This window comes from Nostoc sp. DSM 114167 (genome assembly GCF_052692655.1).
The window spans coordinates 4,356,210-4,377,571 of the sequence record NZ_CP195116.1 but is presented as its reverse complement, the minus strand read 5'-3'; the positions used below and the strand labels follow the sequence as shown (position 1 = coordinate 4,377,571).

Annotated in this window: 23 protein-coding genes; 9 read left to right on the top strand and 14 right to left on the bottom strand. The window is 41.6% G+C overall.

Going from position 1 to position 21,362, the window contains the following annotated elements:
* Positions 1–115 precede the first annotated feature (115 nt).
* The 3 genes from NSTC731_RS18745 to NSTC731_RS18735 all read right to left on the bottom strand — a co-directional run bounded on the left by NSTC731_RS18745 (position 116) and on the right by NSTC731_RS18735 (position 1,414).
* The gene (locus NSTC731_RS18745) at positions 116–361 is read right to left on the bottom strand and encodes a hypothetical protein (RefSeq protein WP_445626266.1); all 246 of its coding nucleotides are present in this window, start codon (positions 359–361) and stop codon (positions 116–118) included.
* A gap of 188 nt (positions 362–549) precedes the next feature.
* Positions 550–972 (bottom strand): tetratricopeptide repeat protein, encoded by a 423-nt coding sequence (locus NSTC731_RS18740; protein ID WP_445626265.1) that lies wholly within the window; start codon positions 970–972, stop codon positions 550–552.
* An 85-nt stretch (positions 973–1,057) separates the two neighbouring features.
* Complete coding sequence (locus NSTC731_RS18735; protein ID WP_445626264.1) at positions 1,058–1,414, bottom strand: HesB/IscA family protein; 357 nt, start codon at positions 1,412–1,414, stop codon at positions 1,058–1,060.
* Between the two features lie 320 nt (positions 1,415–1,734).
* Between NSTC731_RS18735 and NSTC731_RS18730 the strand changes: the two genes are divergently transcribed.
* The 5 genes from NSTC731_RS18730 to NSTC731_RS18710 all read left to right on the top strand — a co-directional run bounded on the left by NSTC731_RS18730 (position 1,735) and on the right by NSTC731_RS18710 (position 8,196).
* On the top strand, positions 1,735–3,366 hold the full coding sequence (locus NSTC731_RS18730) for a DUF6930 domain-containing protein (RefSeq protein ID WP_445626263.1): 1,632 nt from the start codon (positions 1,735–1,737) through the stop codon (positions 3,364–3,366).
* A gap of 2,018 nt (positions 3,367–5,384) precedes the next feature.
* Positions 5,385–5,561 (top strand): CopG family transcriptional regulator, encoded by a 177-nt coding sequence (locus NSTC731_RS18725; protein ID WP_292857258.1) that lies wholly within the window; start codon positions 5,385–5,387, stop codon positions 5,559–5,561.
* A 276-nt stretch (positions 5,562–5,837) separates the two neighbouring features.
* Positions 5,838–7,277, top strand: a complete 1,440-nt coding sequence (zds, locus tag NSTC731_RS18720) for a 9,9'-di-cis-zeta-carotene desaturase (protein ID WP_445626262.1) — start codon at positions 5,838–5,840, stop codon at positions 7,275–7,277.
* An 88-nt stretch (positions 7,278–7,365) separates the two neighbouring features.
* Positions 7,366–7,809 (top strand): SRPBCC family protein, encoded by a 444-nt coding sequence (locus tag NSTC731_RS18715; protein WP_322701381.1) that lies wholly within the window; start codon positions 7,366–7,368, stop codon positions 7,807–7,809.
* A 102-nt stretch (positions 7,810–7,911) separates the two neighbouring features.
* Positions 7,912–8,196, top strand: coding sequence for a hypothetical protein (locus NSTC731_RS18710; RefSeq protein WP_445626261.1), 285 nt, complete (start codon positions 7,912–7,914; stop codon positions 8,194–8,196).
* Here the strand turns inward: NSTC731_RS18710 and NSTC731_RS18705 are convergent.
* The 4 genes from NSTC731_RS18705 to NSTC731_RS18690 form a co-directional block, all read right to left on the bottom strand.
* Positions 8,178–8,396: a type II toxin-antitoxin system HicB family antitoxin gene (locus NSTC731_RS18705; protein WP_445626260.1), complete on the bottom strand. Its 219-nt coding sequence runs from the start codon at positions 8,394–8,396 to the stop codon at positions 8,178–8,180. The two genes, NSTC731_RS18710 and NSTC731_RS18705, sit on opposite strands and share 19 nt — an antisense overlap.
* Positions 8,397–8,642: 246 nt before the next feature.
* Positions 8,643–8,879 (bottom strand): 2Fe-2S iron-sulfur cluster-binding protein, encoded by a 237-nt coding sequence (locus NSTC731_RS18700; protein WP_445626259.1) that lies wholly within the window; start codon positions 8,877–8,879, stop codon positions 8,643–8,645.
* A gap of 147 nt (positions 8,880–9,026) precedes the next feature.
* Entirely contained in the window at positions 9,027–10,511 is a 1,485-nt protein-coding gene (gene cobQ / locus NSTC731_RS18695; protein ID WP_445632123.1) for a cobyric acid synthase CobQ, read from the bottom strand.
* Between the two features lie 318 nt (positions 10,512–10,829).
* Entirely contained in the window at positions 10,830–11,234 is a 405-nt protein-coding gene (locus tag NSTC731_RS18690) for an Npun_F0494 family protein (RefSeq protein ID WP_445626258.1), read from the bottom strand.
* A 194-nt stretch (positions 11,235–11,428) separates the two neighbouring features.
* Between NSTC731_RS18690 and NSTC731_RS18685 the strand changes: the two genes are divergently transcribed.
* A complete protein-coding gene (locus NSTC731_RS18685; protein WP_445626257.1) occupies positions 11,429–11,866 on the top strand; it encodes a peroxiredoxin in 438 nt (145 codons plus the stop codon).
* A 77-nt stretch (positions 11,867–11,943) separates the two neighbouring features.
* Here NSTC731_RS18685 and NSTC731_RS18680 read toward each other — a convergent pair whose 3' ends face one another.
* The 5 genes from NSTC731_RS18680 to NSTC731_RS18660 form a co-directional block, all read right to left on the bottom strand.
* On the bottom strand, positions 11,944–12,342 hold the full coding sequence (locus NSTC731_RS18680) for a hypothetical protein (RefSeq protein ID WP_445626256.1): 399 nt from the start codon (positions 12,340–12,342) through the stop codon (positions 11,944–11,946).
* Positions 12,343–12,381: 39 nt separating this feature from the next.
* Positions 12,382–13,269 (bottom strand): ABC transporter permease, encoded by an 888-nt coding sequence (locus NSTC731_RS18675; protein WP_445626255.1) that lies wholly within the window; start codon positions 13,267–13,269, stop codon positions 12,382–12,384.
* A 126-nt stretch (positions 13,270–13,395) separates the two neighbouring features.
* A complete protein-coding gene (locus tag NSTC731_RS18670; protein ID WP_445626254.1) occupies positions 13,396–14,415 on the bottom strand; it encodes an ABC transporter ATP-binding protein in 1,020 nt (339 codons plus the stop codon).
* A gap of 135 nt (positions 14,416–14,550) precedes the next feature.
* Positions 14,551–15,531: a choice-of-anchor A family protein gene (locus NSTC731_RS18665; RefSeq protein WP_445626253.1), complete on the bottom strand. Its 981-nt coding sequence runs from the start codon at positions 15,529–15,531 to the stop codon at positions 14,551–14,553.
* A 192-nt stretch (positions 15,532–15,723) separates the two neighbouring features.
* On the bottom strand, positions 15,724–17,193 hold the full coding sequence (locus NSTC731_RS18660) for an aminotransferase class I/II-fold pyridoxal phosphate-dependent enzyme (protein WP_445626252.1): 1,470 nt from the start codon (positions 17,191–17,193) through the stop codon (positions 15,724–15,726).
* Positions 17,194–17,825: 632 nt separating this feature from the next.
* On the opposite strand from NSTC731_RS18660, the gene NSTC731_RS18655 reads away from it, so the two are divergent.
* Positions 17,826–18,401: a hypothetical protein gene (locus NSTC731_RS18655; protein ID WP_445626251.1), complete on the top strand. Its 576-nt coding sequence runs from the start codon at positions 17,826–17,828 to the stop codon at positions 18,399–18,401.
* Complete coding sequence (locus tag NSTC731_RS18650; RefSeq protein WP_445626250.1) at positions 18,402–19,109, top strand: M15 family metallopeptidase; 708 nt, start codon at positions 18,402–18,404, stop codon at positions 19,107–19,109.
* 5 nt (positions 19,110–19,114) lie between these two features.
* Here the strand turns inward: NSTC731_RS18650 and NSTC731_RS18645 are convergent, their stop codons facing one another.
* Together NSTC731_RS18645 and NSTC731_RS18640 are read right to left on the bottom strand one after the other, a co-directional pair.
* On the bottom strand, positions 19,115–19,588 hold the full coding sequence (locus NSTC731_RS18645; protein ID WP_445626249.1) for a TspO/MBR family protein: 474 nt from the start codon (positions 19,586–19,588) through the stop codon (positions 19,115–19,117).
* Positions 19,589–19,678: 90 nt separating this feature from the next.
* On the bottom strand, positions 19,679–20,152 hold the full coding sequence (locus NSTC731_RS18640) for a TspO/MBR family protein (protein ID WP_322701606.1): 474 nt from the start codon (positions 20,150–20,152) through the stop codon (positions 19,679–19,681).
* A 489-nt stretch (positions 20,153–20,641) separates the two neighbouring features.
* Here NSTC731_RS18640 and NSTC731_RS18635 point away from each other — a divergent pair, with 489 nt between their 5' ends.
* A complete protein-coding gene (locus NSTC731_RS18635; protein ID WP_445626248.1) occupies positions 20,642–21,220 on the top strand; it encodes a hypothetical protein in 579 nt (192 codons plus the stop codon).
* Positions 21,221–21,362 lie beyond the last annotated feature (142 nt).

Sequence of the window (21,362 nt, the reverse complement as noted above, 5' to 3'; positions counted from 1 at the left end):
AAGGGAGTGGGGAGTAAGAATTTTAGATTTGAGATTTTGGATTTTAGATTGAAATTTAATCCAAAATCTCAAATCCAAAATCCAAAATTGAATTGCCCCATACCTGATTTTTTGACTATTGGCTAGAAAGAAATTTTTTGGAAACCCAACTGATAATACCGCTGAGAATTGCACCGCCCATGAGGATGCCAATTGCGGGGTTAAACAAGGGTTGCCACAGTTGATGCCACAAATCCAAACCCAGGTTTACTCCTGCGGCATCACCGATCGCAGCGATCGCTAACCAGCTAAAGCCAAACAAAACCAAAAAAACATCGGCGACTAAAACCATGTTTAGCCAATTTAACAATTTATCTTTCATGATTGGATTGGGTACTGGGCATTGGGAATTGGGCGTTAAGAGTGCTGAGTTAGGAGTTAGGAGTTAGGAGTTAGGAGTTTTGTTTATCTCCTTGTCCCCTCATCTCCCTCATCTCCCGGTTGGTGAGCGCAGTCGAACCACATCTCCCCCTGCCCCCCTGCCTCTTAAAAGTCCCCACTCCCCATCTTTTATTTTTCAAATAGCCAACTTTTGACTTTTGTTAAACTTTGCCAATCTGGTTTTCTACTTAAACCGTCCTCAATACTATTTTTTATTTCATCACTCCATTCTTCGTTGACAAAAATCAACTGTTGTGCTACATCAATATGTTCCCGCAAACCTTTTTGCTTTGTTTCTAACATTGCTAAGGCGAGATTGATTCTAGCTTGGGGATCTTGTGGATTTAGCTTGACTGCCTTCTGTCCGGCTTTGTAAGCCAAATTGGGTTTGTTATCGAGTAGATACAACCACGCTAAACAAACCCAAGCTGCACTAGTTTTAGGAGCGCGATCGCACACTTCTTTAAATACAGGGATTAAAGATTCTGCTGATTCTCCTGCTTTATAGCGTTCTAAACCTGTATCAAACAGGGATTCAACTGTATTAGTCATTGGTCATTAGTCATTGGTCATTAGTCATTAGTCATTAGCCATTGGTCATTTGTAAAAGACAAATGACAAATGACAACTGACAATATTACACCCCAAATGATTTGCCGCAACCACAAGTTTGATTAGCATTGGGGTTAGTAAATTGGAAACCACCGCCAATCATAGCATCGCTGTAATCAAGCATTAAACCGTAGAGATATAACAGACTCTTGCGATCGCTGACAATTTTGAAGCCATCATAATCAAAAACTTCATCATCAGGAGCGATCTTGCTGGTATCTTCAAAGTCCATCATGTAAGACATCCCAGAACACCCACCCTGACGCACTCCTACCCGTAAGCACAAGTCTGTGCCTTGCTTGTCCCGGAGGGATTTTACCTGGTGCAATGCGGCTTCGCTCAACAGAATTCCGCGTTGTTGAGCTTCAATTGCTTGTGTCATCTGCTTTTCAACTCCTTAATTAGTATAAGCGTTACCCTATATCGGCTTGTAATGCTTCTGGGTTGCTCGTTAAGTGTTTTTGTATTCATTCTAGCGGCTTAGATGTTGCTAGATACCAAATTGTAAACACTCCGTCAAAAGTAGCCAAAGATTTTTATTCTAGAATTGAGAGACTCAATGTGTTTATACATTCGGTATTCTTAAAATTCAAGCCTTACGGCAGCAACAGAAGCAACCACCCTTCAGGTGCAGCCATAAAAATTTAATCCGAGGCTAGCTAGCCCCCAAAGTTTACTTCCAAATTGCTTCTTTTGATTTCTATGACAAGTTTTAATCGCTCTACCAGTCGTCGGTTGAAGAAATTAACTCAAATTCCTTCTGTATGGGAGGGCGATCGCCGTCCGTTGTCATCACCAAACCAGCACTCAGACTCAGAGGCAAAGGGAGAATGCATTCTTTGGGTAGATTACTCTCAAGGTGTTGTTCGAGGAATGGACGTGGTAGCTTCTGATACCGGCCCAGAAGCAATAGTTCGCACCTTAATGCAAGCAATGGAGCATCCCCAAAGTCCGGCAAGACCTGCTAGACCCCAAAGAATTGTAGTCAAAGACCGCGAGATCCAATTTTACCTGCGGGGAGTGCTGCAAGATTTGGATATCGCTATTGACTACGCACCAGAACTGCCTTTAATTGACGAACTATTTCGGGGATTCGCCGACATCCTCGATAGTCAAACCCCCGATTTACCCCCACAGTATGCGCAAATCTTGCGAGAGAAAGCATTTGCAATTTGGCAAGCAGCACCTTGGGAATTTTTGGAAGAACAGCAAATTTTGTCAATCGAGATTAATCGGTGGGATGTTGGCACACTCTACGCCTCAGTTATGGGAATGCTGGGAATGGAGTATGGGATTTTGTTTTATCGCTCAGAAGAGTCTTTAAAACAGTTTCGCGCCGCAGTTTTAACGGATGAAGAATCAACAGAGCATCTAGAAGAAGCGTTCCTTAAGCAAGATTGCCTGTTTCTCACTTTCGAGAGCGTTGACGAAACCGATGAAGATGAGAATGAAGAAGATGATTTGGCGGATCTGCCATTATCAGAAATTGACCCTACTTTTGGTAACATTCATCCTTTAGAAGGGCTACGGTCTGTTTTGTATGACGAAGAAGCATTGGTAATCTTGGTTGCGATCGAAAGCCTGAGCCGCTTTATTCGCGATCACCGTCGCCAACTTCACGAACACATTTTCCCAACTCTGAGCCGTCGCTATCGCATTTCTCTACCGCAGTCGGAAGAATCAACTAAATCAGTGTCGGTAACAGTCTCTACCATGCCGCAGTTAGCAGCAGAATTAGAGGAAATGGCAGGCTTTGGTATTGATGACGAGGAGATTAACAACCCTGATTTCCAATCATTGCGAGATGACTTGATACCAGAAGATTCCTTCCTCAGCTTAGGTGTAGTGTCCTGGGAAATGTTGGATTCTCTACGAAAGGGGGTCAGCTACCACCAGGCTAGTGAAATCAAACAAGTGGGTGACGGTTTGCCGGTGATTCTAATTCAAACTTCCCGGCCCAAGGCGAAGACTGTAATTGAAAGAATTGAAGCAGCGGGCGGACTAAGAGCAATTTGCTTTAATCCAGGTGCCGATCCTTTTGATGGCGATCGCTACGACTTAGGTTTATTGCAAACTCAAAATGGCGAATTGTTCCTATTCGGGGAATTTTTAGATGAAGATCCGATTCATGTCGAAGCCCGAAAAAAATGGAATCAGCGGTGTAAAAATACTAAGGGCTACTGTGGCTTAATCATTGCCAAAGGACTAACGGGAGCCTCCCGTGGCAATCCTCAGTTACGAGATATGATGGCTTTGTTTGAAGGGCGATCGCTTTCACCTAAAGATTTAGGTATTGGCACTCTCCAACTGATGCCCCAACTTAAATTTGAGTAATTGTACGAATTGCCGCAATCCTCAATCTCAAATTATCGGTATGAGAAATTAAGTTGATGTGTATTTGATTGATTAAAACTGCATTTGAGAGGGAAAAAGGGAAGGCTTTACCTTTTAACGTTTACCCCTGTTCTTTTTACCAACAGAGTGTTGATTCACCAGTGCTGAGTACTGTCTTACCCCATAGCAAAACGTGGGGATGAAAGTAAGGGCGCATCATTGACAGCAGATTTCCAGGAAAGTGAATTAGACAAGCTAAGTCTGTTACCTAAATATCAAGCGTGTTTTACTCCTGAATTCAGAATTCTGAATTCAGGAGTAACTGTTTCAGGGAAGTAAACAGGTTCAGGATTTTCACTTTTGTATATACCCCAATACAATTCAGAATGAGCAACAAAACCCAGATGTAGACAGGCGTTTTGTCGCGTCTTGAAAGACCAATTGTCTACACCACTAACCCTTAACTAAATCCTATTAGTATGCAACCCATCCCTGGTAGGTAGTCTTTTAAGTAGAGGCAGAGTATTTCCGGTTCTACTCAGTCTTGGCGATCTGCGTACCTATCAGCATGCGGCACTTTTTCATGAATATTCACGTATATGTCAATACGAATACGCGACCAATCTTAAGAAGCTAACTTTACCTAAATTTCATGAAGTACCTATATTTTCATAGTTTTCTAGTTATTTTATCTAAGTTAGCTAAGTATAAATAACTACAACACACTAAAATTTTATCTCCAAACACTGCTTGAATCAAACCTAACTGATGCATTGAGATATTAAAATCTTTTTTTTAACTGTTATATATCAATATCATTAAGCAAAAGTTCAGATAATATGTTTTTCTTTGTAATTTTTTTATAAAGGATAAAAAATAGGTTTGCTAGTGTCTAAATGAAGATTATTTAAAGTGCGTAAATAATAGCTATAATAAACACAATGCTAAAAAAAATAAAATATACGATTCTTTTTACGGGTATACTTACCAGATAAAAATAGTTGTGACAAAAATTTTCTTTGCAGGAATTTATATCTTAGCTTACAGATGAGGAAAAATTTTTATGTCAAACTTCTAACGCCCTACTTGGCTAAAAAGGATTTATATAACCTCTAGATAAATGAAGACGATAAATCGTAAAAATCTTGCTGCTTTCAAAGCAAACTATATCGCTAGAAAGAAGATAAAAAAGATGGAATGTTTTATAACATTCTGACGATGATTTATTGTAAAAATATGAAACAAAACTAAAATATTATCGGCAACAGTCAAATAACATCACATATATTCTGGATGAATTCGTCTGTGTGAAATTACAGATGTTGTTGTCAAAAATTACCAAGATAATTGGCAATTTAGACTCAGTAGACTGAGCGTTGTCCTTTTTTTTTTGGGCTACTATATTGACAGTGAAAAGCAATCAGCTTGATCGAAGTAAGCCAAAATTGATAACAGTTCAAGTAGCTCTTAAGTTCTTGGTTACAGTCTGGTTAGATATAGGTGTTTGTTTTAAGGCGATCGCTTATTTGTCTACTTTCTAAGTCACTATTAACGCTCTATACACACCACTCCAACCCTCCTGTCAAGCAGCATTTCAGTATGATAATGATTCTGAAGCTTTATTTTTTGATGTTCTAGCAGATATTCTCTCCAACTGGGTTTGACGAACTTAGTTAAGAGAGAAGGTCAAATGCTTTCAATGGAGAATAACTTTGGAAATCTTCATTGAGTCAACAGTAGGTATGTTGAATTCCTTTATAAAATTTAATTGTTAGGGTTTACTCATGCTGTTAGTAGGGTTATTATCTTCAAAAGCAACGATGTGCTATTTATGCTGTCACAATAGTAACAAATAAAGTGTAGTATTTTGATTTTTTTAGAAAATGATCGAGCCTTTGACAAAACAAACATTCTTAATATTAATGGTATTACTTGTTTCGTGAGACAAACTCTGATAATCTTATCGGTTCCCTCTTTAATTTAGACCCTTTCGACCATCTAAATATACAGCAGATAGCATGATAATGACAAATAAAAAATGGGCAGTTAAACGCATAACAGTTAATCTTGCAACGCAGGAAGCGGAAAAACTAGAAAAATATTGCCAACAAACAGGTAGACCTGCAACTGATGTGATTCGCGAACTGATTAGAAGTTTGCCTGTCTCCGACGACAGTAAAGATGCAAACAACTAAGAAGTGACTTTCACAACTTATCCAGAAAACTGCTTTGCCACCAAAAAAATATCTCTGATACTTTTGAGAGTCCGCTGCTATGGACAAAAGTTTGTCTAGATGATACAGACGCGTTTTGATCGCGTCTGGTCATTTACCGGAACTAAAAGAAGTAATCAAAGAGTTTTTAGTATCAATATTGGCAAGCATTAATATGCTGCTGGAGTTGATATTAAGTAGCAAATTCCGACACCAACCCAGTTACAATCTGTAAAGAAACTGAAAAGGAACGACGGAATGCGTGTTGCAATCGTAGGTGCGGGACTGGCTGGGCTAGCAACCGCAGTGGATCTAGCTGATGCTGGTTGTGAAATAGAGATTTTTGAATCTCGTCCGTTTGTCGGTGGTAAAGTTGGCAGTTGGGTTGATGGAGATGGCAACCATCTAGAAATGGGGTTGCATGTATTTTTCGGGTGCTACTACCAACTATTTGACTTAATGAAAAAAGTGGGGGTGTTAGAAAACTTACGCCTCAAGGAACATACTCACACTTTTATCAATAAAGGGGGGCGCACTGGTGCTTTGGATTTTCGCTTTCTTACAGGTGCGCCTTTCAATGGGTTAAAGGCATTTTTCACTACTTCCCAACTATCGTTGCAGGATAAATTGCAAAATGCGATCGCTTTGGGTACTAGTCCGGTAGTTCGCGGATTGGTAGACTTTAATGGGGCGATGAAAACTATCCGCAATTTAGATAAAGTTAGCTTTGCCGATTGGTTTCGCAGTCATGGTGGGAGTAATGGCAGCATCAAGCGGATGTGGAACCCCATTGCTTACGCATTGGGATTTATTGATTGCGAAAATATGTCTGCCCGTTGTATGTTAACCATATTTCAGCTATTTGCAGTTAGAACTGAAGCTTCAGTTTTGCGAATGCTGGAAGGTTCTCCAGCTGAATATTTACACAAACCAATTCTGGAATATCTAGAAGCTAGGGGCACCAAAATTTACACGCGCCGACAAGTTCGGGAAATTCAGTTTACTGAGTCAGCCGAACAAACCCGTGTCACTGGTATAGTAGTTGCCCAAGGTGATGCAGTCGAAACGATCGCAGCTGATGCTTACGTTTTTGCCTGTGATGTTCCAGGAATTCAACGCATCTTACCCCAAGAGTGGCGTAAGTGGTCAGAATTTGACAATATTTACAAACTGGATGCAGTGCCAGTAGCTACAGTGCAGTTACGCTTTGACGGTTGGGTAACAGAACTGAACGATGGAGAGCAACGTAAACAGCTAAATCAGGCGGCTGGAATTGATAATTTACTTTACACAGCCGATGCTGACTTTTCTTGTTTTGCCGATTTAGCGTTAACTAGTCCTGCTGATTATTATCGCCCAGGACAGGGGTCATTGTTACAGTTAGTGCTGACACCGGGAGATCCGTTTATTACCCAAAGTAATGAAGCGATCGCACAACATGTTCTCAAGCAAGTCCATGAACTGTTTCCCTCGTCGCGGGAGCTAAATATGACTTGGTACAGTGTGGTAAAACTTGCTCAGTCTCTTTACCGAGAAGCGCCAGGGATGGATGCGTACCGTCCCAACCAAAAAACACCAGTAGATAATTTCTTCCTTGCCGGCAGTTATACTCAGCAAGACTACATCGACAGCATGGAAGGTGCTACTATTTCTGGACGACGTGCAGCAAAAGTGATTTTGGAGAGTTTAAAGAAATAACGTAGACACGCACTGGCTTGCCGCAGGCTACTTCAAAGAGTGCAAAGAACGCGATCGCAAAGCATCTCGTAGAGAAGGAACAAAAGAAATGTCAGACTGGTTAGAGCATACTGTGCAGGTAGAAGTAGAGGCTCCCATAGATTTAGTATGGAGCCTTTGGTCTGATTTAGAGCAAATGCCCCGGTGGATGAAGTGGATTGATTCGGTGAAAATTCCGCCAGATAATCCAGATATATCTCTTTGGAAATTAAAAACTGGCAGTCTAGAATTTAATTGGCAATCCCGAATTCTCAAAGTTATTCCTAACCAAATTATCCAATGGGAATCGGTTGATGGTTTGCCGAATCAGGGAGCGATTCGCTTTTACGATCGCCACAATAGTAGCATTGTGAAAATGACTATTTCCTACGCTATCCCTGGCATTCTTGGCAAAATTATGGATAATTTGTTTTTGGGGCGGATAGTTGAATCAACAATTCAAGCTGATTTGGAAAGGTTTAAAGAATACGCGCTGAATGTTAAAGCTAATTGATATACATAGTAAAAACAGGCAGTAGAAAACAATGTGTATATGACACTTCTTAGAAAAGGTTATAATTTTTTATGAGTTTATTGTAAATTTTTGGAGAATTAAATGCGTCACATTAATTTGAACGTCATCAATGAATCTGGTGAAGTAAAGACACTTTTTTCAAAAGGAGCACTTTGCTTTAAAGCTGATACAGGAACTTACGATTTTTATATTGGTGGTAAATGCATAGTTTATCCACTCGGTAGGATTGCAACAATTCTGAAAGAGACTTCATCTCATGACGTTGTTGCTCAGTTTGATAATGGTGATATAGAAATTGTGAATTTGCACAATCTTTTTAGTGCAAGTCTTTTTGGTAGTTCAATTCCTTATAATCCAGCCTCATAAGATGGTTCTGGAAGTAACTCGCCTACAGCTTCGTAAGCAATAATTAGAGACTCTAAAGCTTCAATTCCATTTGCTACAGCTAACTCGTAAGTATCTCCATGAGTCCGCCAGCGTTGTCCTGGAAAATCAGGGAATCCTACTAAAAAGCAATCATCTTCATCAGACCATTGAATAAGCATTTGGTATTTAAGTTTACTCATCTTGTCTTGTTTCTTTTTCTCTACTTCCTCATCTGATATTTTGAACTTAGAGGTTAAAAAACTACCAAGATTGGGTTAGTGCCAAAAACTTTGAAATATGTAGGTTGAGTTGAGGAACGAAACTCAACATTTTCGGGGCTTTGTTGGGTTGCGCTTTGCTTAACCCAACCTACAATTTTCCTTACTCATCTTGTTTCTTCTCCTCTACTTCCTCATCTGACATTTTGAACTTAGAGGATTAAAAAATTACCAAGTAGGATCGCTAAACAAATTAATCGTCAATTTTTCGCGTGGCGGTACTCCGGTGATACAAGCGCGAACAATCTCTCCATCCTCTAATTCGACAGTGCAAGCGTGACAAGACCCCATAAGACAACCGGTGGGAATAAATACCCCAGCCCGGTCTGCTACATCTAAGAGGGCTTCTCCCACTGCGGCATCTACTGTGACATCATCTGGTAAAAAGCGGATACGAACAATCATCAATATTACGCATTTAATAGAGTTGTCATTTGTCAGTTGTCCTTTGTGTTTGCAAATGACTAATACTTCGACTACGCCCTTCGGCTACGCTCAGGACAAGCTCAGTACAAGTGACTAATGACTAATGACATTTCAAGGGATTTTAGCTTAAGACAAAAACAGACTTAAGTCTAAATGGCTTTCAACTTCAATGGCTAGAGAGTCCAAAATTTGCTCTCGCTGTTCTCGATAGTTCGCAACACCGGTAGGCAAAGATTTTAAACCCCGCTGTTGACGGAGGCGATTTAACCAAGCCCGTCGCCAAGGCCCATTGTCAAAAAGCCCGTGGAGGTAACTACCCCACACCGATTGACAACTATCTACTAACCCTAAATTAATATCATCAAATAGGGCATGGTACGATTGGGGATCTATGCCTTGCTGTTCGATGCGCGATCGCCCTTGATGGATTTCAAAGCCATTGACTGGCAAGCCCTGTTGGGGATAATTTGAGCTAACTTGGCGCTGACGGGCGATTTTTTGTCCTGTAATGACAGTTCTGATTGGTAAAAGATTTAACCCTTGAAATCTGCCAGCTTGCCCCTCTATCCCTTCTGGGTCAGCGATGATTTGACCGAGCATTTGATAGCCACCGCAGATACCTAAAACCGTTCCCCCAGAAGCAGCATAGTTTTGGATCGCTTCTGCCATACCGCTTTTTTGCAGCAATAGCAAATCAGCAATTGTGGTCTTTGTACCTGGGATAATTACGGCATCAGGATGTCCCAAATCTTGCTTAGGGCTTAAGTATTTAATTGAAACTGTACTTTCTGATTCCAGTGGGTCAAAGTCGGTGAAATTGGCAATTCTTGGTAAGCGGATGACGGCAATGGTGAGGTCAGTTTGGGCTTTATTCGTGGACGATTGACGTTCTAGCAGGTCAAGGGAGTCTTCTGCTGGAAACATTTCTTGCAAGTAGGGTATAACACCGATAACGGGGATACCTGTGCGTTCCTCTAACCATTTTATCCCCGGATCTAAGAGCGATCGCTGCCCTCGAAACTTATTAATTACTATACCTTTAATTAAGGCGCGTTCATCTGGTTCTAATAACTCTAAGGTGCCAACGACATGGGCAAAAGCACCACCCCGGTCAATATCAACTACTAATATGGTTGGTGCATTTAAATGTTTTGCTACCCGCATATTAGTTAAGTCGCGGTGCTTGAGGTTAATTTCTGCAGGGCTACCGGCACCTTCACAAACCACCATGTCAAATTCCGTTCCTAAATGCTGTAGCGATTCTTCAATTGTCCGCCACCCCAGGTCAAAATATTGCTCGTAGTAATCTGAAGCACTGACTTTACCTACAGACCTACCTTTAATAATTACTTGAGAAGTCATATCCCCTTGAGGTTTGAGTAGAATTGGGTTCATTTCTACCCAAGGCACGACTCCCGCAGCCCAAGCTTGCACTGCTTGGGCATAGCCAATTTCTCCACCACTGGCAGTGACATAAGCATTTAAAGCCATATTTTGACCTTTAAAGGGAGCCACTCGCCAACCACGCCGCGACAGAATGCGACAAATAGCTGTAGTTAAAAGTGATTTCCCTGCATGGGATGTTGTCCCCACCACCATAATTGATTTCATAGTTGCTATCATTTAGTTTTTCAAGATACAGGGTTAATTTTGAGAGCGAACAACAGGGGAGCAGGGGAGAAGAAATAATACACCATGCCCAACACTTTTCTACGAGAGGTTGCGCCAATGGCAACATCTCACAGTAAACAGTTCGACAGAGCTACCTGTAAAAACCTGCCGAACTGCTCAGTACAAGTGCCCAATGCTCACCATAACCATCACAAATTGCAATTAGATGGTTATGGTAAAGACTTCATGAATAGATGTGATGTTTCCGTATATATTGTTCCCTTTGATTCCCTAATCCTAACTCTTGGATTTTTTATTCTAAAAAGGTATCCGTAACCAACGAATTACAGAATCATACAAACGATCGCGCCATGAAGGAGTACGCCAATTTTTTCCCTGGTACTGTTCTACTAACTGACGTCCCAAGGGAGTGAGGCGAAAACTATCTGTAATTCCCTGACCATCAACTTCTCGGCGCAATACACCTACTTGAATCAACCACCCCAAAGCGTCATTACAGGCTAATTCTGATAAAGGGCGTTTAGTATAGCCCTTCTTGAGTCCATTTTCTAGGGCGATCGCAGTTAATGACACACTCTGGTGTCTCATCACTTCAAATAAAGATACATTAAAAGGCGAACACACTAGCGATCGCTCGGCTCTTTCTACTGTGCTTTGAGGATAGACAAAAATATTTGGGTTTTGGGAATCAACAGCAGCCATTGTGTATTGGTATAAATTTTTCTTCTAACAAAGATTAATTTAAGAATATATTTTTTCTTGTACCAAATACCCCATTAAACCAAAATTAGTTACCTAAAGTGTATTTATCCTATTTTTTAGTAATTATATTTAAACATTATAAATTAATGTAAAATTTCAAGTGCATCAACAATCTGAAACAGGAAAGGTTAATTATGCCTCTAGCAGTTGGTACGGATGCACCTGCATTTACCGCCAAAGATACAAACGGCAACACAGTCTCGCTATCTGATTTGAGAGGGAAGACGGTTGTTTTATATTTTTACCCCAAAGATGACACGCCAGGCTGCACCAAACAAGCCTGTAGTTTCCGGGATGCCCAGTCTGAATATCAAGGTAAAGATATTGTCATCTTGGGAGTGAGTGCAGATGATGAAGTCTCCCATCAAGCATTCACCCAAAAATATAATTTGAATTTTCCCCTACTGGCTGACACCGACAAATCCCTCATCAAAGCTTTCGATGTGGATGGCGGTGGTTATGCCAAGCGCGTCACTTACGTAATTGACCCCAACGGCAAAATTACCCATGTTGACGCCAATGTAAATACCAGCAACCATGCTAACGATATTTTAGCTGCACTTGGGCTGTAGTTTTTTACCTGATAATTCAGGTTTTTTTTAATAGTTTCAGCCCCAAGCCTCTAGAGACTTGGGGTTCTTTGTTTGATTCAGTTACCTGATGGTGGTGTAATCAATGGTGGCGTCACTGATGGTTGTCTAACCGTTGGCAAACTGAGGGTTGGTTGCTGTTGTTGACCTTGAATTAGTTTTTGCTGCCTTGCTTTAAAGGCTGCTGCTGCTGAGTTTAGTTCTTCGTTCTGTTGGTTAGAATCCCAGTTGAGAGTCCCGAAATTTGCCCGATGAATCAGATCGAACATGTTGAAATTGTCTGAATTGGAACGGGCGAAAGGATCGGTATTTTGGTCTGTTGTACTATTACTGGGGAAAGCATCCGTTGGGCTGCTGATTTGAGCAGAACTTGGTTGAGCCGCGAGCAAGGAAGCAAAGCTAATTCCTGCTGCCGTAGCTACAAAGAGTCTAGTAATTTGTAAAAATGGTTTTTTCATGGGTTTTGACCCTACCTAAAATTGATCTATTTTATCTTTTTAAGCCAGAGTACGCCGCAGTTGGGGTTGAATACTCAGCAAGGCGACTAGGGCAAAGCCAAACAACACCAGCAACGCTCCTCCAAAGGTAACATCGCCCCAAGGAGCCTGCATCACTATACTACTTAGTCCCCAATTATTGTGGAAATAGAGATAGCGAATTGGTTCGATCGCATAACTGAGAGGATTTAGAGTAGCTACAACCTGCAACCACTGAGGCATGAAGGATAGAGGTGCTAAAGCAGTACTCGCAAACAATAGCGGTAGGTTAGTGACAAAAATCACTGCAATCAATTCAATATGTCCGGGTAAAGCAAAAGCTAAACCGAGGGAGATGGCTGTTACACCCAAAGCTAAGAGTAAGACAATTAAAGCGATCGCACTTAAACCAGCTATATTGGGTAGTCCTGCGCCCAAAAATGCTGCTGCTGCAACAATTACGGCTGCTTGCAACAAACTTTGGCTGATGATGAAAATGGCTGAGGCAAAGACAATGGAAAACCGCGATGCCAACGGTGCTACCAGCAAACGATTCAAAAAGCCGAACTCGCGGTCAAACATTACAGGTAAACCAGCATTCAGCGCCCCAGCAAAGGCTGTAAACACAATAATGCCAGCCGCCAAAAATTGACCGTAATTTGTTGTATTACCAAATATACCCTTGGGAGCATTTTGGAACAAAGCACCAAATAGCACTAACCACATTACTGGTTGAATAATTCCAGCAACCAAAGATGAGGGACGGCGTTGCAACTGAATAAACAAGCGACGAGTTAAAGCCAACGTCTCTTGTACCAATTCACCGAAAAAGTTAGGTGCAGTATTAGCATCAGCTTGCGGCGATGCTAATTGCTGCCAATTGATATCAGACTTAGGAGTAACACTCATAGCAATTTTGGATTTTTGATTTTGGATTTTAGATTGGGGATTGGGATTAGGGGAGAGGTTACAGGTGACAAGGAATAATCTGTACCCTGTAACCTGTCACCTATTCCCTTCTTCACTCCCCATTCTCTATCTCATATTCTGCTTCTTCTCAGCTTTGGGATCGCGGGTAGCTACGGCTGCGAGTTCTGCATCCAACAAGGTGCGTCCTGTGGCAGCGAGATAAACGTCATCGAGGCTGGGGCGAGATTGGGCGATGCCAAATATGGGCAAGCCAGCGGTATTCAGCGCTTGCTGTATGTTAATGAGAACATCATTTTGAGGTGTCACTACCAAGTTGAGTGAATTACCTTGAGCGCTGTTGATGATGATTTCTTGGACAAAAGGCAAAGGTTTCAGGAGGTTTTTGGCTTTTTCAGCTTCCTCAATCGGGGAAAACTCGCGGATTCGCAAGGTGATGCGATCGCCCCCTACTCGATCTTTCAATTGCGAAGGTGTATCACTAGCAATGACAACGCCGCGATCTATAATTGCCACGCGATCGGCTAAAGCGTCAATTTCTTCTAAGTAATGGCTTGTAATTACTACCGTCGTCCCAGAAGCGCGTAATTTTCTGAGGAAATCCCATACCACAAAACGGGTTTCTATGTCAAGCCCTACAGTTGGCTCGTCCAATACCAGAACATCCGGTGCATGGAGCAAGCCGGCAGCTAAGTCTAGGCGCTTGCGTAAACCGCCTGAGTAGGTTCCTGTCTTTTTATTGGCGTATTCTTGCAAACCGAGTAAGTCTAATACCGTCTCAATCCGCTGTTTGGCTACTGCGCCTGGGAGGTGATAAAGTGCTGCTTGCAATTGCAGCAGTTCTTTTCCAGTCAACACCTTATCTATAGCGACTTCCTGAGCTACGTAGCCTAGTCGTTGTCTTGCCACTTTCGGATTATCTAACACAGAGATGCCAGATACTTCGATAATGCCTGCATCCGGTGTGGTCAACGTACACAAAGCACGCAAGGTAGTAGTTTTCCCAGCACCGTTGGGGCCAAGCAAACCAAAAATTTCTCCTGGTTCTACCTGAAAGGAAACATCCTGGACGGCAACCACTGTACCGTAACGTTTTTGCAGATTTTGAATTAAAACGGCGGGAGCCATGACAGCCGATCCCCAACTATACAAATCTCAATAAAGTCTATCCTTATTGTAGAAGGTAGAGAGCAAGGAAATAGCGCATAAGCGAAAATCTGTAAATAAGTTCGCATCATGCGCTATGCTGCCAAAAATTTTTCATTATTCTAAACAAGTTGCTCGATTGCGTTTGTAGCGAAACAAACCAAATACTACAGCAACTAATCCTAAACCTGGAACATTTGCAGGCTCTGGAACCTTACGAGTGGGAGGCTTAGGCGGAGTGTAGTACTTTATTGGGACATCTGGCAAATCGCCATTAAATAGATAATTGTGAGACTCGCCATTTCCTGTCAAAGAAGCTACCACGACATTGCCGTTAACTTGACCGTTATTGAAATTGAAATTAGCCAAAGGCGCAAGAATACTGCCTTGGATGCCAATTCCGCTAGCAGTTAAGTTAGTTGCTTCATAAAAGTTGTAGATTACTTTTTGTTTATCTGCACCAATGATATTAAACCCAAAGTTTTGCAGCGATACATCCTTACCGCTGATATTGACAACGATAGTTGAATTTGCGTCCCCCTTAATTTCAAAATAGTTTGTTTTGGAGACAGATGAGCCTGCAAGATTAAAAACATTCAAAGCAGTACCACTGCCACTAAGGTTAATAGCACCCCAAGGTTGAACTGTTGTGTTACCAGTAGGAGTCAAGGTTGCCAAATATTCAGATAACCCTCGCAGTTGTTTCCCTGCTTCATTGAAGTCGATGGGATTACCCTGGCTGAGAGTTCCTTGGGGAAATCCCACATTGCTGGATACATTGGCGCTGCCTCCATAGACAGCATTCCCGTGGTAGACTTGACCGTTGCTTAAAGTTAAATTCTGTCCAGCGACTACTACGTTGCCGCTATTGCCAGAAAGTCTGCTTCCAAGTCCGCCGACGAAATTGATGTTACCGCCAGCAGCAACTTTTCCTTCGATATCTGTATATTTTTGAGAGATATCTCCCAAAACAAATACATTGTAATCAGAGGCAGTGCCTAACTCAACTGCATTCGCTCTTGCTGAGAAACCCAGCGCTAGAGTGAATACAATCGGACCTGTTACTTGCCCCCAAATATAATAGGTTTTTGATTTCATCTTATAGTTTAGGAATCATCAAAACGATCCTATGGGTATCAATCAAAGATTGCACTAGTGTACTAGCTATTTTTATGGAAGTTTCACATTAGTATAAATACTGTATATTTTCCCTTAACTCATTTTAAAAACCGCACATTTACTATTGACTTCATCAATTAGACTTTTATGAAGAATTCAGGAGTTATAAGGTTATTTCACAACTTTCAACCTTTTGAGGCTAATGTCATCGCAACCGCTGATAAATCCCCCCATAGCCTGGATTTGTTGTAGGTATTCAAGGACAGATTTGGTGATGACTTCTCCCGGCATTAACATAGGAATTCCTGGAGGATAGGGACAGACGATTTCAGCACAGATGCGGTTATTGGTTTGTGTCAAAGGTAGTATTTCACTGACAGCAAAAAAAGCTTCACGCGGAGAAAATTGTAAAGCATAATCTAGTGTTCTGTCTAAATTTAGTAAAACCTGGTTTTTAACAGTCAAGTTGCTTCGGCGATATTCTTTGGCGAGGGTGGTGAAACCTTGCACTAATTGTTCAATATCGGCTGGGGTGTTGCCCAAACTAATGATAAATGTGAGATGTTGTAGTGAGGCAAATTCAGCAGTGACAGCAAATTTTTCATCGAGAATCTCTTCTGCTTCAAATCCGGTTAAACCTAAAGCAGAAACAGTGACAGTTAGTCGCGTTTTGTCTAAAGCTATAAAGCCTAGAGGTTCCCCCAACCGAGGCATTTCCAAAACTGATAATCCAGGAATTTGACTGATTCTGGTTCTAGCTTCGTCAGCAAGTTGCAAAGTGCGAGACATCAGCATTTTTCCGTGGAGTGCCATTTGCTGACGCGCTGCATCTAAAGAAGCTAAAAGTAAATAACTAGGGCTGGTAGACTGTACAAGTTGCAAAGCTTTACTGATGCGATCGCCATTTATCCTATCACCCTGGATATGCAGCATCGATGCCTGTGTCATTGCACCGAGTACCTTGTGGATGGATTGTACAGTTAAATCTGCACCTGCGGCTAAAGCGGGAGTGGGTAATTGGGGATGAAAGGCAAAGTGTGCGCCGTGTGCCTCATCTACAAGTAGAGGGACATTATATTGATGTGTAATATTGGCGATCGCACTCAAATCTCCACAAACACCGTAATATGTTGGGTAAACTGTCAACACTGCTTTAGCGTCTGGATGCTGTTGGAGTGCAGATTGTACAGCATTGGGTGTAATACTGTGGGCAATATCTAAAACTGGATCGTATTCAGGATTGAGAAAAATTGGTATTGCACCAGAGAGAATTAAACCTGCGATCGCCGAAGAATGCACATTACGAGGCAGAATGATTTTATCGCCTGTGCCACAGGTAGCGAGAATTGCCGCTTCAATCCCACAGGTAGAACCATTGACAAGGAACCATGTTTGCGAAGCACCAAACGCCTCAGCCGCCAGTTGTTGTGCTTCTTGAATAACGCCTTGGGGTGCAAAAAGATTATCTAAATCTGCCAATTCAGTTAAATCAGCGCGAAAAATTTTTGTACCAAGTAAATCAGCCAAGGGTTGAGAAATTCCCTTACCTAGTTTATGTCCTGGGGTGTAAAAAGGCGCATGAGGTCTTGCTGCATTGGCTTTTAAGGCATCTAATAAAGGTGTTTGGTTTTGATTGAGCATTTTTGAAAAACGAACCGTTAATGATAGAATCTTAAATTTGTTAGGGCATATTCATAGACAATAGACTTCTTGGCATTTGTCGGGAAAAGGGGAAAGGGGAAGGCTTTCTGGGGCAGGTTTTTTTGATTAGACAAATTTTTGGGATTTTAAAACCAAAACCATTGTCTGAGAACTTAAAACTACGTTCAATAATTGAGAACATTCTCAACTATTTATCGAAAGCCTAAAAGCCTGCCCTTGAAAGAAAGGGGAAGGTGGGGTCCCCTCTGGGGATAAGGGGCGGGGGAAAAGGTACTGCAAAAGTCCCTTTCCCCTTTAACCTTTACCCTTTTCCCCCTCTTGCAAAAAACACTTTTGCAAGAGACCTCCATGAGCCTTCGGCTCACAACCAAGGATGAAAGTAGACTTTCAAGACAGGTCTATTGTCTAAACCCAGAACATCCGAGTGGAAAACATAAAGCTAGAGTTTTCGCATCAATTTTATTGCGACTTTAAAAGCAGATGAAATCTTAGTTTTACATTATGATTTGGCAATTGCTTAAGGGTACGACAAAGCTACAACTCTTGGAGAGCCTGCGCCCTAAGCGTAGCTACGCCGCCGCAGGCTTTACGACTGCGCTCAGTACAAGTCAGTGACCACCGCAGGCATCGCTGAAATAACAAATGAGTACTCCAAAATAACAAATGAGTACTCCGAAATAACAAATGAGTACTCCAAAATAACAAATGAGTACTCCGAAATAACAAATGAGTACTCCAAAATAACAAATGAGTACTCCGAAATAACAAATGAGTACTCCGAAATAACAAATGAGTACTCCGAAATAACAAATGAGTACTCCGAAATAACAAATGAGTACTCCAAAATAACAAATGAGTACTCCAAAATAACAAATGAGTACTCCAAAATAACAAATGAGTACTCCAAAATAACAAATGAGTACTCCAAAATAACAAATGAGTACTCCAAAATAACAAATGAGTACTCCAAAATAACAAATGAGTACTCCAAAATAACAAATGAGTACTCCAAAATAACAAATGAGTACTCCAAAATAATAAATGAGTACTCCGAAGTAACAAATTGTTCAGGGTTGAGAAAAATTGGTATTGCACGCAGAAGCGCAAAGGACACAGAGGAAGAAGAGACTCGTTACACAGAATGCTATGCTTACGTTAAAATCCGTAAGTCCTATGTGGCTGACTAGATGAGACCTTATCATCAAATCCCAATTTTCGAGTGTGGTGAACCGTTAATAGCGATTCCTTTAGAATTGTTTGCGGTGGAATCTCCCCATCCTTATGAAAAGTTAGGTGCGCCCTATGGCGATCGCTCTCCTTATTATCTCCGTAAAAGCGTTATTGAAAATTTGCTCCAAGCGCAAAATTATCTTCAACAATTGCATCCTAACTGGCGTATCCAAATTTTTGATGCTTATCGCCCGATCGCAGTCCAGCAGTTTATGGTAGATTACAGCTTCAGCCAAGCAATGCAAGATAGGGGATTAACTAACGTGGAGTTATCCCCAAACCAACGCCAAGAGATTTGGGAAGCGGTTTATGCAATTTGGGCAGTACCAAGTTTGGATGAAAAAACTCCGCCTCCTCACAGTACTGGTGGGGCGGTGGATGTGACGCTGGTAGATGATGCAGGGCAAATAGTGAATATGGGTTCGCCCATTGATGAGATGTCAGAGCGATCGCATCCCGATTATTATGCCAATAGCGATCGTCCTGAAACGCAAAAGTATCATGTTCGCCGTCAGCTATTGCAAGATGTAATGTTAAAAGCTGGCTTTCAACGCAATCCTAGAGAGTGGTGGCATTTTTCTATTGGCGATCAAATGTGGGCTTGGCTGAATAATCAATCTAATCCAGCCAATCCTACCACAGCACGTTATGGGCGACTTGCATAAATGCGTTATGCATCTTGAGGATTCAATTCTTTTAACTCATCAGTGGTGTAAGTACCAATGGGAGTCCAAACTAGATAGGGAAGGAGTAATAACGCCGCTATTAGAGAAATCGGTAAAACGCAGATTGCCAGGACAACCCCTGAAATCAAACCGATTAGACCAAGAACTTCCCCAACTTTGAGGCTGCGAAACCTCAACATTGTAGGTATGTAGGCAACGGTGATAATTTCCACCAAGAGGTACAAAGCCATTAGTAGCCAAGTAATTAGGCTTCCGGGATTTTTTTCCCAGACAATATAAGCTGAAGCCGCACCGCAAATAAAAATCACAGTCCAGATGACCGGAATCAGCGGCTCAAAAACTAACCAGCGAGGGCGACTTAAATTTGCAAACCATTTCACATCACGCGGCGTGATGAAGAAACTACCAAGGGCGACTAAGAAAGTTACAGCCCCAATTATTATCCAAGATGGAATCATAATGCACTCAAGCTTTGTGTATTTTGTCAATTCATACACTGCAAGTGTGACAATTTAGGCTATATGTTTAATCATTCTCTGGTGCGATTCTTAGGCATCTTGAGGATTGAGACTCATCATCTGCCAAGTGGTATAAGTACCAATGGGACTCCAGAGTAAATAAGGAACTAGTAATAGGGCTGCCCAACCAGAAAAACCTAAGACTGCAAGTATCAATAAAACATCAATAATCAAACCTGTGCCACCGAGAATTGTACCCACTTTCAGACTGCGAAGCTTAAACATTACAGGCGTATAGGCAATGGTAACAATTTCTAATAGCAGATATAAACCCATGATTAACCAAGTTGAGGTGCTTCCTGGGTCTTTTTCCCAGACAATATAAGCTGACCAAGCACCGCAAATAAATATTACAGTCCAAATAATCGGAATTGCGCCCTCAAAAGTTAGCCATCTCGGTCGTTGTAAACGCTTGAACCATTGGCGATCGCTAGGCGTAATCACGTTTGCGGCTAAAGCAACCAAGAAAGCCACGCCCCCAATCACCATCCAAGATTTAATCATGCCCGTTAGTCCTTTACAAGCGCTATTTATCGGTTAATATCACTCTTTATAGTGTGATTTTGTCAATTTAATTGCTAATTACTCATCATCCCTGAGTTTGAACCCTTCACATCATTTGGCAGGATTTTAAATTCTGGGCATTGGGCATTGGGAATGGGGCATTGGGCATCGCTACCGCTTTGGAGGCGATCAGTTTATGCAACAACTCTATTTTTTTGGTGAGGTGCGCCTCGTTCTAACTAAGAGCCTTTAGTAAGTAGAGAGGTATGAGTTATGTGGATTCGCGGGCGATTAAAGCCTGAAAACCTATAACTGTGTCTTAGATGTAAGTGCAAATCCTATCCTTCAGAGGTGAAGTGACTCCCTACCTGAGTACACCGAGCGGGCAACATCCCAGCAGAGTAACGCTTATGATGTTGTATTAAAGCAATACTTTGAGGTTGATTGTGGGGCAAGCTATATTTAATCAGTCCCAGTCCAACGTTTGATATGAGCAATTTCGCCGAAACTGTAAAGCATTTTTACTCTCAAGGTTATCCAAGAGTTTACGATCGGGGTGAGTTATTAAATATTGAATCACTCCCGATATTCCAACCCAGCTCTTTTCATGTTCATGGGCTAGCTCTTCCAAGAGTAGAAAATCTCAATCAAGAAGAGTTTACTTCCGTTGATGACTACGATCAATGGGTACGTCAGGTAAGGTTTAGTTTTCATCTTGAAGGTATTGAAATATGGCTTTACGATATGCAGAACTCTTCAGCACTAATAGCACCAGATAGTTTCTGGGAAGCCTATAACTTCTATAAGAATACGATTGAGGCGGCAGATATTGGAAGTGTTTTTGGTTTAAGAATCACGATTCAAGGAGAAGATACACTAGCCGTTCGGGTAATAACAGATGGTTCACATGGATGGCTTGAAGTCTTTGATAGATTGGGAAATAACCTTGGGGCGGCACGGACTCTTGGTTGTCGTGTTCCTCCTGGTAGTGGGATTGCTTGGCGAGCAACCAATGTAATTCGTGAGTATGTTCTCAAAAAACCTCGCTTCCCACCAGAACTTTCCTAGATCAATTAAATAGTAAGTAAACTTATAGATATCTTTCCATAATTCTTGCTGATGTGGCAGTTTAACGCTTTCTAACTGCAAGTCCTAAATCAACCAGCCACACTTCACTAGGTTTCGGGTTCATCAATCAAATCCAATACTT

Bases quoted from the DNA above. Each gene is read 5' to 3' on its own strand.
- NSTC731_RS18715 (WP_322701381.1), top strand. From the start codon at position 7,366: ATGTCAGACTGGTTAGAGCATACTGTGCAGGTAGAAGTAGAGGCTCCC.
- NSTC731_RS18675 (WP_445626255.1), bottom strand. From the start codon at position 13,269: ATGAGTGTTACTCCTAAGTCTGATATCAATTGGCAGCAATTAGCATCG.
- NSTC731_RS18665 (WP_445626253.1), bottom strand. From the start codon at position 15,531: ATGAAATCAAAAACCTATTATATTTGGGGGCAAGTAACAGGTCCGATT.
- NSTC731_RS18735 (WP_445626264.1), bottom strand. From the start codon at position 1,414: ATGACACAAGCAATTGAAGCTCAACAACGCGGAATTCTGTTGAGCGAA.
- NSTC731_RS18710 (WP_445626261.1), top strand. From the start codon at position 7,912: ATGCGTCACATTAATTTGAACGTCATCAATGAATCTGGTGAAGTAAAG.
- NSTC731_RS18680 (WP_445626256.1), bottom strand. From the start codon at position 12,342: ATGAAAAAACCATTTTTACAAATTACTAGACTCTTTGTAGCTACGGCA.
- NSTC731_RS18705 (WP_445626260.1), bottom strand. From the start codon at position 8,396: ATGAGTAAACTTAAATACCAAATGCTTATTCAATGGTCTGATGAAGAT.
- NSTC731_RS18690 (WP_445626258.1), bottom strand. From the start codon at position 11,234: ATGGCTGCTGTTGATTCCCAAAACCCAAATATTTTTGTCTATCCTCAA.
- NSTC731_RS18670 (WP_445626254.1), bottom strand. From the start codon at position 14,415: ATGGCTCCCGCCGTTTTAATTCAAAATCTGCAAAAACGTTACGGTACA.
- NSTC731_RS18730 (WP_445626263.1), top strand. From the start codon at position 1,735: ATGACAAGTTTTAATCGCTCTACCAGTCGTCGGTTGAAGAAATTAACT.
- NSTC731_RS18645 (WP_445626249.1), bottom strand. From the start codon at position 19,588: ATGATTCCATCTTGGATAATAATTGGGGCTGTAACTTTCTTAGTCGCC.
- cobQ (WP_445632123.1), bottom strand. From the start codon at position 10,511: ATGAAATCAATTATGGTGGTGGGGACAACATCCCATGCAGGGAAATCA.
- NSTC731_RS18745 (WP_445626266.1), bottom strand. From the start codon at position 361: ATGAAAGATAAATTGTTAAATTGGCTAAACATGGTTTTAGTCGCCGAT.
- NSTC731_RS18635 (WP_445626248.1), top strand. From the start codon at position 20,642: ATGAGCAATTTCGCCGAAACTGTAAAGCATTTTTACTCTCAAGGTTAT.
- zds (WP_445626262.1), top strand. From the start codon at position 5,838: ATGCGTGTTGCAATCGTAGGTGCGGGACTGGCTGGGCTAGCAACCGCA.
- NSTC731_RS18740 (WP_445626265.1), bottom strand. From the start codon at position 972: ATGACTAATACAGTTGAATCCCTGTTTGATACAGGTTTAGAACGCTAT.
- NSTC731_RS18725 (WP_292857258.1), top strand. From the start codon at position 5,385: ATGATAATGACAAATAAAAAATGGGCAGTTAAACGCATAACAGTTAAT.
- NSTC731_RS18700 (WP_445626259.1), bottom strand. From the start codon at position 8,879: ATGATTGTTCGTATCCGCTTTTTACCAGATGATGTCACAGTAGATGCC.
- NSTC731_RS18660 (WP_445626252.1), bottom strand. From the start codon at position 17,193: ATGCTCAATCAAAACCAAACACCTTTATTAGATGCCTTAAAAGCCAAT.
- NSTC731_RS18685 (WP_445626257.1), top strand. From the start codon at position 11,429: ATGCCTCTAGCAGTTGGTACGGATGCACCTGCATTTACCGCCAAAGAT.
- NSTC731_RS18650 (WP_445626250.1), top strand. From the start codon at position 18,402: ATGAGACCTTATCATCAAATCCCAATTTTCGAGTGTGGTGAACCGTTA.
- NSTC731_RS18640 (WP_322701606.1), bottom strand. From the start codon at position 20,152: ATGATTAAATCTTGGATGGTGATTGGGGGCGTGGCTTTCTTGGTTGCT.